The sequence below is a fragment of the Mycobacterium sp. PO1 genome (assembly GCF_017312405.1).
Taxonomy (GTDB): Bacteria; Actinomycetota; Actinomycetes; order Mycobacteriales; family Mycobacteriaceae; genus Mycobacterium.
The window spans coordinates 23,103-37,903 of sequence record NZ_BLTG01000060.1; the positions used below are offsets into that span (position 1 = coordinate 23,103).

The window sequence follows — 14,801 nt, forward strand, 5'->3', positions numbered from 1 at the left end:
CGACAGCGGTGGTGGCTGGCCGTCGACAGGTGTGGTTGGCTGGCGTGATGGATGTCGCGGGTCTCGCACCGATCGAGCAGACAGCCCTGCTCACCGAGTACGCCCGGGCGCTGGACAGCGCGCATGCGCACCCGATGCTCGCCGATCCCCTCGCGAGTGCCACGGTGGCTCAGATCGACTGTGACTTCACGAGTCTGGGCGCTACCGCCAGTGTGGTGGCGCTGGTCGCGCTGCGCGCCACGATGCTCGACGAACGGATCCGCGCCTTCATCGCCGCGCACTCCGACGCCGTCGTGGTCGACCTGGGATCGGGGTTCAACAGCGCGCTCTATCGCGTCGACCCGCCGGCCACCGTGGACTGGTACAGCGTGGACCTGCCTGCGGTCATCGCCCTGCGCGACGCGCTGTTACCGGAGCACGCCAGTGCGCGGTCCGTCGCCGCGTCGGTCCTGGAATCGACGTGGCTGGAACTCATTCCGGCCACCCGGCCCACACTGGTTTTCGCCGACGGCCTGTTCGCATTCCTCGACGAATCCGCGGTGATGTCGGTGATGCGCGACGTCACCGGCCACTTCGCTTCCGGGGTCCTGGCATTCAACGACTACGGACCGGTGAGCAAGCTCAATCAGCTGATGGGCAGGCTCAGCACGTCCCGGAACGCGAACTCGCCGCACACCCAGTGGAAGTTCGCCGGTTTCAAGGACGCCCACACGCCCGAACTCTGGAACCCCGCCCTGCAGTTGATCGAGGAGGCCAGTGGCATGCACCGGCCCGAGGCGCGACTGTTCCCAGCCGGTCTCCGCGTGGCCGCCAGGTTGTCCCACCGGGTTCCGGCGATCGCGCGCAAGGCCAGGATCGTGCAGTACCGGTTCTAACCGTTGGTCTCGGCCACCGACACCGTTGACTCGGTGCGCGGCGCTGCATCCTTGCGACGGTGCACCACGGCACGTCCCCCGCGCCCCGGCGTGACGGTGACGCCGCGGCTGTGCGGCTTCTCGTCCGTTTCGTTCGTCGGCTCCAGCGTGAATTCGCGCAGGATCGTGCGCAGCGTGACGTCCATCTCCATCGTCGCGAACGACGCACCGATGCAGCGCATCATTCCGCCGCCGAACGGGATCCAGGCGAAGGGGTTGGGCGGATTGCCGACGAACCGGTCGGGATCGAACTTGTCGGCGTTCGGGAAGCTCTGTTCGGCCGCCATCGCCAGTTGCGTGCTCGCCATGATCGTGTCGCCTTCGGGAATCACCCACTCCCCCAGGCGAATCCGGGTCCGGGCGCGGCGAAGCGCCGCGGTCAGAACCGGCCTGGTGCGCTGCGACTCGGCGATCGTGGCCGTCATCAACTCCGACCCGCCGGCGTCCACCTCGTCGGTGAGCCGGGCCAGCAGGTCGGGATGGCGGCGGATCCGTTCGATGGTCCACGCCAGCTGCGTCGACGTCGTCTCGTGGCCGGCGACCAGCATGGTCAGCAGCTCGTCGAGGATGTACGAGTCGGGCAGCGGCTCACCGTTGTCGTAGCGGGCCTGCAACAGCAGGGACAGCACGTCACCGCGGTCGGCGAAGTTGGGGTCCGAACGTGCGTCGGCGATCAACGAGGTGCAGATCTCGTCCATGCGACGCCGGTACTGCGCGAACTTTCCACCCGGGCTCCAGGCGCCGAGGTCCTTGCGCACCAGCGACGGCAGCAGGGCGATCTTGGAGCCGAACTCCACCGCCGCGGGGATCACCACGCGTAGCTCGTCGAGTTCGTCGCCCTTCGCGCCGAACACGGCGCGCAGGATGGTGTTGAGCGTGATCCGCATCATCGGATCGAGGGTTTCGAACTCCACCCCCTCGGGCCACGACTGCATCTCACGCATCACCTCCTGCTCGGTGATGGTTTCGTAGCTGCGCATGTTCTTGCCGTTGAACGGCGGCAGCAGCAGCTTGCGGCGGGCCAGCAGCTCGTCGCCCTCCAGGTTGAAGATCGACCCGGGCCCCAGCACGTCGCCGCCGAGGTTGTTCTGCGGTCGCCCGACCAGCTCGCGGCTGGTGCTGAACAGGTCCTTGACCAGCACCGGATCGCTGATCACGACGGTCTCGCCGAACACCGGCAGCTGCAGGGTGAAGGTCGAGCCGTAGCGGCGCCCCAATGCGGCCACCGCACCGTAGCGTGCGGTGAGCACCGCGGCGCCCTGGATCAGTTTGGGCAGGCGCGGGCCCGGCGGTAGCCGCACGGGCTCCGTCGTCGCGGTAGCCATGTCGTCACCCCTTCATCACAGATGGACGCGTCGGTCGCGGGTCGCTCTAACCGTGAGGTCTCAGGCTAGCGCGTAGTCGCTGAGCGGAAAGTGCTGCTGCTCCTTGACGGCCTGACGCACGGTGGTGGGCCGGAACAGCGGGGCCTCACCGGAGCTGTTGAACCAGTACGAGCGGGAGTTCGCGCAGTTGCCCAGCAGGAACACCGAGTCGTCGAGCAGCGTCAGCATGCGGTCCAGGAACCGCGCGTTGGCCTCCTCGGTAACCTCGAAGGTCCGCGCGCCGGTGCGCTGCATCTCGCCGAACAATCGCTCCATGTGCCGCATCTGGTATTCGACCGTGTCGAACCACGACATGCCCACCCAGGCGTACGGGCTGGCCTGGCTCAGCATGTTCGGGAACAGCGGCACCGTCAGGCCCTCGTAGGCCTGGAACCGGTTCTCCCGCCACCACTTGCCCAGGTCGCGACCTTCGCGGCCGATGACCTCGATGGCCGGCAGATTCGACTCCCACACATCGAACCCGGTGGCCAGCACCAGCGTGTCGACCACCCGTTTGGTGCCGTCCGTCCCGACGACGCCGTCGGGCTCGATCCGGTCGATACCCGCCGTCTCCAGGTGGACGTGGGGTTTGTTGAACGTGCGGTAGTAGACGTTCGACAGCGTCGGCCGTTTGCACCCGAAGTCGTAGCTCGGGGTCAGTTTGCGGCGCAGATCCCGGTCCCGGATCGCCGCGAACCGGTGCAGCCGTCCGATCGCGGCGGCGATGCGGTTCACCGGCCGGAACTGACGGAAGCGCCACATCGCGAGGGTGACCATGATGTCCATGAACAGGTCGCTGGACACCCGCAGCACCCGCTGGGTGGCCGGGACCTTCGCGAACAGCCGCTGCGCCCGCGGCCCGAAGCCGAAGTCGAGCTTCGGCATGACCCAGATCGGGGTGCGCTGGTAGACGGTCAGCTCGGCGGCGTCCTCGGCGAGCTTGGGGATGAGCTGCACCCCGGTCGAACCGGTGCCGATGATCGCGGTGCGCTTGCCCGCCAGCGAGTACGAGTGATCCCACTCCTGAGCGTGCAGCACGGTGCCCGCGAAGCTCTCGATGCCGGGGATGTCCGGCTTCTTCGGTTGGCACAGGTACCCGGTGGCCAGGATCAGGAACCGCGCGTGCAGCGTCTGCCCGTCGGACAGCGACACGAGCCATTCCTGCGCGTCGTCGTCCCAGCGTGCACCGTCGACCACGGTGTTGAACCGCATGTAGCGCCGCAGGTCGTACTTGTCGGCGACGTGCTCGGCGTACGTCTTGAGTTCGCTGCCGGGCGCATACAGCCGCGACCAGTACGGGTTGGGCTCGAACCGATACGAGTAGGTGGTGGACGGGACGTCAACCGTCAAGCCTGGGTAACGATTGACGTGCCACGTCCCACCGAGGTCGTCCTCGCGGTCGAGAATGGCGATCTTGTCGTAACCGAGCCGGTTCAGCTGGATGGCTGATCCCATGCCGCCGAATCCGGCGCCGACGATTACGGCGTCATACTGCTCCGTGCTCACGGGGCGATACTACGGGCTTGCGTCCCGGCCATTCCTAATCGTCGGAGCCGCCGGAGCTGCCGCTGTCACTGCCGGAGTCGCTGCTGCCGGAGTCACCGCTGTCGCTGCCGGAGCTGCTGCTGCCGCTGTCGGACGAATCGTCCGAGCCCGCGTCGGAGTCATCCGAGTCCGCCTGGTCGTCGGCGGCCTCGTCAGCCGCCTCGTCCTCGGCTTCGTCGGCGATGTCCTCGACCTCGTCGGCTTCGTCGGCGACGTCCTCGGTCTCGTCGGCGACGTCTTCGGTCTCGTCTGCGATGTCCTCGACCTCGTCACCCTCGTCGGAGGCATCCTCCTCGACGGGGGTCTCGGTCTCCGGGGCCTCCTCGGCCGGCGCCTCGTCGGTGACCTCACCCTCGTCGGTGACCGACTCGAACTTGTCCTTCAGGCCCTGGATCGCGTCGGAGACGACATCCGTCTGCTCCTCGGCGGTGTCCTCGGTGACGGCAGGAGTCTCCTCGGCGGCCGCTTCGGTGGTCTCGGTGGCCTCCTCGGTGGTCTCGTCGACCGTCTCCTCTTCCTGGCCGAACAGCGCGGCGAGGATGGAGGAGGACGAGCTGTCGGCGTCCGCGTCGGCGTCCTCGTCAGTGGACTCGACCGGGGGCCCGATGTACTTGCCGTCCTCGTCGTACAGGTCCTTGACCTTCGGCGGGATGTAGAGGCCCTTCGGAATGTCGTCGCCGACCTTCCATTGGGTCGGCATGAACGGGTCGACCTCGTTGCAGTCCGGGCACAGGATCTTGGCGAACGGCCGGAACAGGTAGGCGAACGCGGTCTCGTTGGGGTTCCAGATCTGGCTCTTCGGCACGAACGGGTACCAGGTGACCATCAGCGCCTCGAACAGGTTCACCGCGGCGCCGAGCTGGTCCCCGATCGTCGGGGTCTTGATGCCCTCGGGCGGCGAGATCAGATGGTTCCAGAAGGACTTGGTCTCGGCGAACCACTCGAGGTGCACGGTCTCGCCGTACCACTCGACCGGGTCACCGTCCTGGCCCATCTCCTGGCCCCAGTAGGTCTCCTCGTCGCTGACGGGGTTGTACTCGGGGGTGATGGGGCCTTCGAAGGTGTAGCCCTCCTTGGCGAACAGATCCCACAGCATCACCTTGAACATCTGGTCGGTGATGCCGGCGGGATTGGTGCACTGCGTCTTGCCCGTGCCCGTGCACCCTTCGTTCATCGGCAGGTTAGCCCGCGCCCAGTAGTCGGCGATCTCGCCCATCGGGCCCGAGATCGAAGGGATGGCGACCAGGAAGTCGACGAACGCGCGGGTCATCTCCGGGTTGGCCGGATCCCAGCCCAGCACGTTGGTCTCGGTGTACACCCACCAGCTGCCGCTGTCACGCATCGCCTCGGCGAAGCGGTTGGTGCCCTGTACGGCGTAGTAGGGGATGTTGGCGACGGTCTCGAGGAGGTTGATCGGCGCGTAGAAGATGCTCTGCGCGTCGGAGATCGGCGCGACGTCGTCGAGGCGCGGGTCGCGGTTGTAGCCCTGTTCGATGATGTACTGCAGCGGCCCGGTGAGATCGTCGGCCAGCTTGTCCAGGCCCATCCAGCGCAGCGGCTCGACGATCGGCAACGACTTGGCCGGCACGAAGACGTACTCGGTGTTGCCCTCGGTCCACTTGACGTTGTCCTCGGCGTCGAGGTCGACGTTGGTGTAGCTGTCGCCGAGGTGGTTGGTGAAGAAGCCCATCGTGGCGTTGAGCACGGCCAGCACGTTGAACGGGTTGGCCGGCTGGTCGCCCGTCGGGTCGTACTGGTTCATCACGTCGATGACCTTGAAGTCGCTCTCGGGCCACTCCTGACCCCACGGAACGCCCGAGCCGCCGTACTTGCGGCTCGGGTTGCCGACGACGACGAACGTCAGGTTCTCCGGGATCTCATATTGCTCGGGGTTGGCCAGGTAGGCCTCCAGCCACTGGGAGGCCACCACGGCGCCCTCGCTGAAGCCGAGGATCGTGACGTCGTCACCGCTGGCCGCGGCCGCAGCAAGCTCTTCTTGCAGGGCCTCCACGCCCAAGCCGAACTGACCTGGGCTGGTCCAGACCGGCATGTACTCGAGGTCCATGCAGGTGTTGCCGCTGTCCTCGCCGCAGTACCGGCCCTGCAGGGCGTCCTTGAGATCCACCGCGTCGGGCGACGGGTTGATCGTGATCACCTTCGCCTTCAGGGTGACCTGCTGGGCACTCTGCGTGGTGGTCGTCGCGCTCTCCGCCGGGGCCGGGGGCGCGATGGGGGCGAAAGCCAGGACGCTCGACCCGACGATTGCCAGGCCCGTGGTCATGTACGGGCGAAGCGCAGAATGCATGTGCCGACCCTTCCAGGTGGTTGCAATGTGATGACGATCTGATCACGACGTGAGGTGTGCGGAGATTATCACACTTCGCCGCTGTGCAAGCGATTGCTGGAGGAATTCCGGCGCATCACCGCTAACCCTTCGAGAAAACCACAGGACGTGCGTGAATTGCCAATTGTCCTTCGTCGTCGCGGCGGGCGGCAAGGGCCGCAAGGTCGTTGCTCAGTCGGCCCGGCGCATCGTCAGGCAACTGTCATTCACAGCGTTTGTACAGGTCGAGCCTGCACAATGCGCTGGATTCGACACTGCTGGCTAACTGTCGGGAACAGCGGGTTACTTTTTGGTGACGTGCGTGCTCATGCGGGCGAACGCCGCCTCGGCGCACACCATCGCCACCCCGCTCCAGCAACCTGTCTGGCAGCCTTTCCCGTCCGGCGATCACTTTTGCTGGCGGCGTCAATTACCTCTCGCTCACCTATCGCCGGCACGGCCCCAGGTGTTAACAGGTGTCGCACACGTATCGACGTCGCGAGCCGACGGTGCTGCGCGACCCGCCGGCCGGTGTCACAGTCCCCGGGTGCCCAACCAGTCGTGAATGCGTTCGGCGACCGGCTGCCACCCGGGCTCCAGCATCATGTTGTGCCCCAGGTCGGAGAAGAACTCGGGCTCGGTGCCGTAGGCCTTGGCGGTGGCGCGCACCTCCGCGGCGGTGACCGCGCCGTCGTGCCCGGCGCCCAGAACCAGCAGCGGCGCACGCACCCGCCTGGGCCGCGGCAGCGCCAAGAGCCCGTCGACTCCCGACCGCGCGCTCTCTTCCTGCAGTCGCGCCGCGCACGACGCGACCACGTCCTCCGGGGTGTGGGGGGAGAAGAACCGCTCCCGGGCGAGTTCGGGCGTACTGACGTAGGCGAGCGAACGGCCCGACGCCGAGAGCTTCACGAAATGCCACGGGTGGCGCCGCAGCCAGCGCATCCCCGAACCCAGATAGCCCCGCGGCGGTGCGGACGCCATCAGCACGGCGGCCGGGATGTCGCGGGACTCGAGGAATTTCTGCACCACGAATCCGCCCATCGAGTGGCCGATCACCACCGGGGGTGTCGGCAGGCTCGCGGCCACCTGAGCCACGTCGTCGACATAGTCGGCGATCGACAAGGCCCGCAACGGCTTGGTGGCCGGGCTGGCGCCGTGGCCGCGCAGGCTCGGGGCCAGGGCGCGGTAGCCCTTGCCGGCGAAGAAGTCGAGGAAGTGTTCGTCCCAGCACCATGCCGCGTGCCACGCGCCGTGGACGAACAGCAGCGGGGCCGGATGCGCCGGGCTGGTGCAGCCCTTGTCGATCACCTCGAGTGTGGCTGATGGCATGGCGGTGAGACGGTCTCTTCTGCGGGGAGGCGGGCGGCGGGCAGTCCGGCGCGGGGCGGATCGTCGCCGGCAAGCGTGCTGGTGAAACCTACCATTCGGAGTGTGCCCGGCCGTCGGTAGTACCGTCCCTTCCATGATGTTCCGCTCCCGGCCGCAGTCGGCCGGATTTCGTTTCGGATTGCTGGACGGCATTGTGAACACGCGGATCTCGCCGACTCTGTTGCCCTCTGCCAGCATGCTGACCGCGGCGTCCACCGGAGCCGACTCGTTCTGGGTGGGCGACCACATCAATTCTCTGGTGCCGCGGTCGGTGGCCACCCCCGAGCACCTCGGCCTGGCGGCGAAGCTGGTGCCCAAGGTCGACGCCATCCTGGAGCCGTGGACGATGCTCGGCCATCTGGCGGCGCGCAACCGGATGCGCCGGTTGCGCTTCGGGGTCTGCGTCACCGATGCGAGCCGTCGCCACCCGGCGGTCACCGCGCAGGCGGCCGCGACCCTGCACCTGCTGACCCGCGGTCGCGCCATCCTCGGGATCGGTGTCGGCGAGCGTGAAGGCAACGAACCGTACGGGGTGGAGTGGACGAAGCCCGTCGCGCGGTTCGTCGAGGCGCTGGCGACGATCCGGGCGCTGTGGGAGTCGGGCGGCGAGCCGATCACGCGGGACTCGGCGTACTTCCCGCTGCGGCACGCCGTCTTCGATCTCCCTCCGTACAAGGGCAGGTGGCCGGAGATCTGGGTGGCGGCGCACGGCCCCCGGATGTTGCGCGCGACCGGACGGTACGCAGACGGCTGGGTGCCGTTCGTGATCTCGCGGCCCGCCGACTACGCCCGAGCGCTGGAAACCGTGCGCACCGCCGCCTCCGATCACGGCCGCGACCCGATGTCGATCGTGCCTGCGGTCAACCGCACCGTCGTGACCGGACGCACCCGCGACGACGTCGACGAAGCCCTGGATTCGGTGATCGTGAAGTCGGTCGCGTTGGCCGCGCCCGCGGAGGCGTGGTTGCGCCACGGGGTGGAGCACCCGCTGGGTGCGGATTTCTCCGGCGTGCAGGACCTCGTGCCGCAGACCATCGACGAGCAGACCGCGCTCGAGTACACCGCGCGCGTGCCGGCATCGTTGATGAAGGAGATCTGTTTCCACGGGACCGCCGACGAGGTGCTCGATCAGGTCGCTGAGTGGCGCGACCACGGGTTGCGCTACCTGTTGGTCATCAACGGCAGCCAGTTGAACCCGAAACTGCGTAAGGGGATGACGGCGACGCTGCCGTACACCAAAGTGCTGCGGGGGCTCGGCAAGCTCTGAACCCGGCTGGGTCTCCGGTCGTTTGCCGGTGGCCATCCGGGTGGCGACCGTCCCGCGTCCGTCGGCGCCATCGATCGGTACTGCTGGTGATTGCTCGGACGCGACATCGGTGCACAGATTGGCGACCGCGGGCTTCTCGGACGGCCGCGGCGCCGGCCTCGCTGGCGAACGGAACGGACTGCGCTCCCGTTGCGACGGCAAGCTGTCGGAGGAACCGGCGCCGGACCACGGGAAGCGGAACGTATAACCAGCAGCATATTTCGCGTCTGCGTCAATAACAGAGGTGGCTGCCCCACCGCGGCAGGTCACGGGCACCCTTGAGCAGCAAAGAGATCCGGGAGCGGCACGCGGGGCGATGCGCGGGTGTGCGAGCGGCCGGGTCGCGTCACCGACGTGTCAGGCCAGAAGTTTGCCGAACGGGAAGCCGCACAGCTTCTCGGCAGGGTATGGTCAGGCGGTCATCAAACGTAACTGCCTGAAGAGATGGGTGTCATGCGAGTAGCTGTGAAACCGGTCATCACGACCAGCGTGGCCCTGGTGGGGGCCAGTGTCCTCGCCGTCGCGCCACTGGAGCCGCCGGCACCCGCGACCGCACGAGTCGTCGAACAGGACGTCAGCCTGACCGCGTCCTCGCTGGCCTACGTGCCGATCAACGCGATCGAGCAGGTCTTCAGCGCTCCGGCCAACATGGTGGCCGCGCTGGACCGGCTGGCCACCGCGCTGGCGATCAGCGGCAGCTGGAACGAATCGCACCCCAACAACGTGTGGGGCTGGGATCCTGCGAATCCGGACATGCTGCGCGAGGCGGTCAACGTCCTGGTGCCCTTCCCGTCGTTCTCGCAGCCGTGGGGCGAGCACCTGAACTGGTGGGCCGCAGCGAATCTGCCGATGTACGAGGGTTGCGCCTACGAATGCGAAGACCTGCCCGGAATGTTGGACCTGATGTTCAAGGTCCCGATGAGCGAGTTCTACGACGAGGACGGCTACACCTTCCCGACCGTCATCAACCCGATCGACGGCCAGGAGACCGAATGGTCCGAACAGCAGGTCATCCTGGACCCGGCGGAGCCGATCAAATCGGTGTGGGCATCGCTGACCGCCGAGCCGACCGGCATCCAGACCGTGACCTGGTGGGAGGTCGTCACGGCCGTCGCGAATTTCAGTGCCGCGCTGCAGATCACGGGTCACCTGCCCGACTGGATCGCCGTGCGCGAGATCGAGACGTTCTTCAAGCACTTCCTGCGTGAACCCGAGGAAGACATCGCCCCCGAGGACGAGGAGTCGGAGACTCCGGCCGAGGCGAACGCCATGCTGGTCGCCTCGTCTGTCGGCCTCTCCCCCGTCGCCGCGCCCAGCGATGTCGCTCCCGTCGCGGAGGAAGCCGACGAGGCGGCCGGTGGCGAGTCCGCCGCTGCGACGGATCAGGGTGAGTCGTCGATCGTGGCCAAGGCGACCGACGAGCTGAAGAAGAAGTTCGAGTCCGCGCCGATCGTCGCAGACGTCATCGACGAGGCGTCCGAGGATGTCGTGTCCGAGGATGTCACGGAGGACTCCACCATCGAAACGGACTCTGACGAGGCTGCCACCGAAGAAGACGCCGACGAGGCCGGCGCCGAAGAAGACGCCGACGAGGCTGTCGACGAATCAGCCGAGGCGGACGCCGATGCCGAGGCCGACAGCTCCACCACCGGCGGCAAGCACCGCAAGGACGACGACAGCAGCGGATCCTCACAGAGCGCGTCGAGCTCGTCGAGCGATTCGTCGGACACCAAGGACAGCGACTCGGGCGACAGCAAGGGCAGCGACAGCAAGGGCAGCGACAGCAAGGGCAGCGACTCGGGCGGCAGCGACGACTGACCCGTGACCTGGATGGGGACCGGCTCTCAGTCGGTGCCCATCCAGGGCCGGTTGCCGTACCGGTTGAAGTGCATCACCTCAGCCGCAGGCCGGCGGGTGGTGGGGCCGTAACGGCCCCGCGGCCAGCCCAGCGGGACGACGCAGCACGGCGTGACCGAGACGGGCAGACCCAACGTTCGGCGGGTGGATGTGACGCTCCACAGCGGCAGTGTGATCAGCGATGCGCCCAACCCCATCGCCCGCGCAGCCAGAAGCAGGTTCTGCACGCTGGGGTAGATCGAGCCGAAGAAGCCGGACAGTGCCGCGTGCGGCATCGGCACGAACGGGACCCGACCGTCCTTGGCGCCCAACCGCAGGCAGGCCACGATCAAGACCGGGACCTCGGTGAAGTGGTCGACCTGCCACTGCACGGCCCGCGCGGTTTTGGCCATCGACTCGTCGGTGGCCGCCACCCGGCGGATGACCGTCTGGTAGTACAGATTCCAGGCCTGCCGGTAACGCTTGGCAAGCTTCTTCTTGGTGTCGTAATCCTTGATGACGATGAATTCCCAGTTCTGCCCGTTGGCCCCGGTGGGGGCATGCAGGGCGACCTCGATGCACTTCATCAGGATCTCGTCGTCGATCGGGTCGGGATAGACCCTTCGCACCGCGCGTTGGGTCATCATCGCGTCGACCAGCGGCATGTCAAGGCGGGCAAGGGCTTCCGCCGTCGTCGGTACCTCCCCAGGGGTATCGGTGTAGCGGCGGTCGCGATCGGCCATGTCAGGCATTGCGGGAAATCCAATCCGAGGTGAAACGCTGCAGCGCGGGAATCTCGACGGTGATCTGATCGCAGATGTACTTCTCGATCCGGCCGCCCACCAACGGGATCCTGACCTCGACCGTGCCGGACAGGGTCAGGCTGGACCCGTCGGGGGCCGGGGCGAGCGATGCCGCGCCGAGACCGCGACCGGGCACGCCGGACGCCGCGATCGTGACCTCGCCGCTGACCCGCTCCGCGGCGGGACGCCATGTCTCGGTCCGCATGAGCGTCAGGTCGCCGGGAAACACCCTGGCCAGCACGCTGGGCAGCACATCGTGACCGAGATCCTGGGTCGTGGCCACCGAGATCGTGCCGTCACCGTCGACGGTCAAGGTGTCCAATGTGGTCGCGCCGCCGCCGAACTCGGCGATCCGGGCGTGCCAGTACGCTTCGCTGCCGAACGCCGAATGGATCATCTCGACGCTGGCGGGCGAGTCGGTGCGGACGTCAAACGGACGTGGCATCGCGTTTACCGAACAATCGGTCCGCAAGCTTGCCCGCGAACGTGCGTGCCTGCCCCACCTGCGCGTCGCTGATGTTGGTGGGTGGGAGTTTGAGGCCCAGATAGCGATCGCGGTACTCCCCCGAGCCCAGATAGCTCGCCAGCGACAGCAGGGACGGCAGTTCGCCACCGGGATAGCCGAAATGGATGCTGTCGGCGAACCGGCCACCGTTCTTGTCCGCCAGTTCGCGCACTGCTTCCAGATTGCGCCGCCACTTACGCCGGCACACCACGAACACCGCGTAGGGCGTGCCGTCGAGCAGCGGTGCCGCCTCGGCGGAGGTGAGGAACGAACGAAGCGGCATGCTGACGGTGTCCCACCAGGTGGGTGAACCGAGGCAGACGAGGTCGTAGTTCCCGTCCCGCACCGCATCGGGAGTGCGGATTTCACCCGTCTGACCACGGTTCTGCGCAGGCAGCACGCTGAACATGTCCGGCCACACCTTGCGCATCGGGAACCGGGTGAACGGCTCGGCGTACCTGGCATCGACGAACTCGATTGCCGCGGTGTGCACTTCGCACCCACGCTGCCGGAACACCTCGGCCGCCCCATCGAGCACCTTCGCGGTCTGACCGGTGTAGGAGTAGTAGACGAACAGTACCCGCGGCGCCGCTTTCGGGCCGGTGCCGCCGTCCGCGGCGGTCATCGACGACCGCCGGTGGGCTCTCCCGCTGAATTCACATCTGCTCCCTTCGGTGTGGGGCCGGTGGTGTCGGCCGGCCGCGGTGCGCCAAGCTGATTGTCCCGCAGCGACCTTTCCGCATAGCCTCTGTCTCATGACCGACAAGGTGTCCATCGATCTGACCGGCCCGGCCCAGACCATGTTGACCACGCTGTACCTCAAAGCGCTGGACGCGGACTTCGAGCAGCCGGTCCTCGGCGACCGGTTCGCCAAGGAGGCCATCGACCGCATCGACTACGACTGGCGTGAGCTCGGCGTCAGCGGCACGTGGGCGCCACTGGTGACGGTGCGCACCGCCCAGTACGACATCTGGGCCCGGCAGTTCCTGGCCGTGCACGGCCCCTGCACGGTCGTGCACCTCGGCTGCGGTCTGGACAGCCGCGTCTTCCGGATCGATCCGGGGCCGGACGTGCAGTGGTACGACGTGGACTTCCCGGGCGTCATCGCGTTGCGCGAACAGATCTACCCGAGCCGCCCGAACTACCACCTGCTGGCGACACCGGCGACCGAATTGTCGTGGCTGGACCAGATTCCGGCGGACAAGCCGGTGCTGTTCCTGGCCGAGGGCATCAGCATGTACCTGACCGAGGAGGACGGCATCGCGCTGCTGCGCCGCGTGGTCGAGCGCTTCCCGTCCGGCGAACTGCAGATCGACTTCTACAACTGGGTCGGTATCCGGTCGCAGCGCATGCAGACGCTGGTGCGGCGCACCGGCTCCACGCTGCACTGGGCCGTCAACCGCCCGGACGACATCCTGTCCCGGGTTCCGGGGATCCGGTTGCTCGCCTCGGCAACGCTGTTCGACGCCAGCACCGCCGAGCGGGGATCCGGGCCGTTCCGCGCGGTGCGTCGCGCGGTGACCGTGCTTCCGCCGGTGCGGAAAGCGTTGCAGTATCACCGCTACGCGTTCGGGCCCGTCACTTGACACCGGCGCCGGCCTGACGCGCGGCGATGCCGCGCAGAATGGTGTCGATCGCGTTCACGGACTTCTCCGGCTCCGGTCCGTGCGAGTGGTACTCGATCATCAGCTGGCCGGCGAAGATCTTGCTGGTGTAGATCTCGATGCCGGAGCTGACCGCGAAGTACAGCTCGCCGTGGCTGGCCGACAACTCCATGCCCGGGGGCATCCGCATCGGCGGAACGATGCCGTTGTCGGTGAACATCACGACATCGGGCAGGCCGGGGGGGTTTCCGACGTACTGCGGGCTGAAATGCAGGAAGCTCTGCTGGATGACGCCCTCAGCGATGTCCTTCTTGAAGGTGTCGTTGATGTCGCGGGCCAGATCGATGACATCGGTGCCGTGCTCGATCTCGGCGAGGTAGGTGGCGATACCCACCGGGTTGGTGCACTCGGTGGCCGACACCGGCGGTGAGAGCAGATACCGCAGATCCACCGGATACACGTACGGAACCGGGATGTTCGGGGTGGCGCGCAGCTGCCACTCGGCCATCAGCACCGCCGCCGACAGCAGGCTGTTCAGCCCCAGCTTGTGGGCACGGCAGAACGCCACGATGTTCTCGGTCTCGGTCTCCGAGAGCTTGCAGTACGCCATGGGCACCCGCTGCGGCAGAACCGGATTCGACTCCGACGGGGCCCGGCGCGACGGCGGCAGCTCGTAGGCGAACATCGCCGCGAGCAGCCGCTCGAGCCCGGAGCGCGGCCGCTTCTCCACGTTGCGGTCCGCCAGCACGACCTCCAGTGACACCGGCGCGGAATGCACCTTCGGTGGTGAGGTGCGCCCGGTGGTGACCAGATCGGTGTAGGTGGAGAACAACTCCTCGACGAGGCTGAACTGGTGATGGCCGTCGGCCAGGCTGTGGTGGATGTAGAGGGTCAGCTGGATCTGCCCGTCCCGGTCGGTCAGCCGCAGATGCGACAGCGCCGCGGTCTGGTCGAACAGCAGCGGCGGCGGCTCGTCGTCGCCGTGTACCTCCACCACGTCGAGACCCTCGTGCATCAGATCGTCGAGGACGATCTCCCACCGGCCGTCGGGTGACTGCTCGAGGTGGCCGTTGAGCACCGGGTGGGCGGCCAGCAGCGCGTCGAACGCCTCGGCGAGTGCATCGACGTCGACGCTGCCGCGGACGTGAGCGGCCAACCCGACGAAATTGTGGGTCTCGGCGAACATCTCCTCGCTGCGCGCCAGCTTCCGGATCCCCGAAGATGGAAACACGT

Annotated in this window: 12 protein-coding genes; 4 read left to right on the forward strand and 8 right to left on the reverse strand. The window is 67.3% G+C overall.

Features of this window, described 5'->3' with window-relative positions; genetic code table 11:
* The first annotated feature begins 47 nt into the window (after nt 1-47).
* On the forward strand, nt 48-875 hold the full coding sequence (locus J3476_RS19260; protein WP_207067976.1) for a class I SAM-dependent methyltransferase: 828 nt from the start codon (nt 48-50) through the stop codon (nt 873-875).
* On the opposite strand, the gene J3476_RS19265 is transcribed toward J3476_RS19260, so the two are convergent.
* The 4 genes from J3476_RS19265 to J3476_RS19280 all read right to left on the reverse strand — a co-directional run bounded on the left by J3476_RS19265 (nt 872) and on the right by J3476_RS19280 (nt 7,475).
* Entirely contained in the window at nt 872-2,239 is a 1,368-nt protein-coding gene (locus J3476_RS19265; RefSeq protein ID WP_207067977.1) for a cytochrome P450, read from the reverse strand. The genes J3476_RS19260 and J3476_RS19265 overlap by 4 nt on opposite strands.
* A 60-nt stretch (nt 2,240-2,299) precedes the next feature.
* The gene (locus J3476_RS19270) at nt 2,300-3,784 is read right to left on the reverse strand and encodes an NAD(P)/FAD-dependent oxidoreductase (RefSeq protein ID WP_207067978.1); all 1,485 of its coding nucleotides are present in this window, start codon (nt 3,782-3,784) and stop codon (nt 2,300-2,302) included.
* 34 nt (nt 3,785-3,818) lie between these two features.
* Complete coding sequence (locus tag J3476_RS19275; protein WP_207067979.1) at nt 3,819-6,128, reverse strand: PE-PPE domain-containing protein; 2,310 nt, start codon at nt 6,126-6,128, stop codon at nt 3,819-3,821.
* A 552-nt stretch (nt 6,129-6,680) separates the two neighbouring features.
* Nucleotides 6,681-7,475, reverse strand: coding sequence for an alpha/beta hydrolase (locus J3476_RS19280; protein WP_207067980.1), 795 nt, complete (start codon nt 7,473-7,475; stop codon nt 6,681-6,683).
* A 136-nt stretch (nt 7,476-7,611) separates the two neighbouring features.
* Between J3476_RS19280 and J3476_RS19285 the strand changes: the two genes are divergently transcribed.
* Together J3476_RS19285 and J3476_RS19290 are read left to right on the forward strand one after the other, a co-directional pair.
* Nucleotides 7,612-8,781, forward strand: coding sequence for an LLM class flavin-dependent oxidoreductase (locus J3476_RS19285; RefSeq protein WP_207067995.1), 1,170 nt, complete (start codon nt 7,612-7,614; stop codon nt 8,779-8,781).
* 492 nt (nt 8,782-9,273) lie between these two features.
* Nucleotides 9,274-10,638, forward strand: a complete 1,365-nt coding sequence (locus J3476_RS19290) for a hypothetical protein (protein WP_207067981.1) — start codon at nt 9,274-9,276, stop codon at nt 10,636-10,638.
* Between the two features lie 26 nt (nt 10,639-10,664).
* Here J3476_RS19290 and J3476_RS19295 read toward each other — a convergent pair whose 3' ends face one another.
* From J3476_RS19295 to J3476_RS19305, 3 genes are read right to left on the reverse strand one after another with little or no spacing between them, the layout of a single operon-like run.
* The gene (locus J3476_RS19295; protein ID WP_207067982.1) at nt 10,665-11,399 is read right to left on the reverse strand and encodes a nitroreductase family protein; all 735 of its coding nucleotides are present in this window, start codon (nt 11,397-11,399) and stop codon (nt 10,665-10,667) included.
* 1 nt (nt 11,400) lies between these two features.
* Nucleotides 11,401-11,904: a DUF2505 domain-containing protein gene (locus tag J3476_RS19300; protein WP_207067983.1), complete on the reverse strand. Its 504-nt coding sequence runs from the start codon at nt 11,902-11,904 to the stop codon at nt 11,401-11,403.
* Complete coding sequence (locus J3476_RS19305; RefSeq protein ID WP_207067984.1) at nt 11,888-12,589, reverse strand: flavodoxin family protein; 702 nt, start codon at nt 12,587-12,589, stop codon at nt 11,888-11,890. The genes J3476_RS19300 and J3476_RS19305 overlap by 17 nt, the downstream gene beginning before the upstream one ends.
* Nucleotides 12,590-12,719: 130 nt before the next feature.
* On the opposite strand from J3476_RS19305, the gene J3476_RS19310 reads away from it, so the two are divergent.
* Nucleotides 12,720-13,550, forward strand: coding sequence for a class I SAM-dependent methyltransferase (locus J3476_RS19310; RefSeq protein WP_207067985.1), 831 nt, complete (start codon nt 12,720-12,722; stop codon nt 13,548-13,550).
* Here the strand turns inward: J3476_RS19310 and J3476_RS19315 are convergent.
* Nucleotides 13,543-14,799, reverse strand: a complete 1,257-nt coding sequence (locus tag J3476_RS19315) for a phthiocerol/phthiodiolone dimycocerosyl transferase (RefSeq protein ID WP_207067986.1) — start codon at nt 14,797-14,799, stop codon at nt 13,543-13,545. The genes J3476_RS19310 and J3476_RS19315 overlap by 8 nt on opposite strands.
* Nucleotides 14,800-14,801 lie beyond the last annotated feature (2 nt).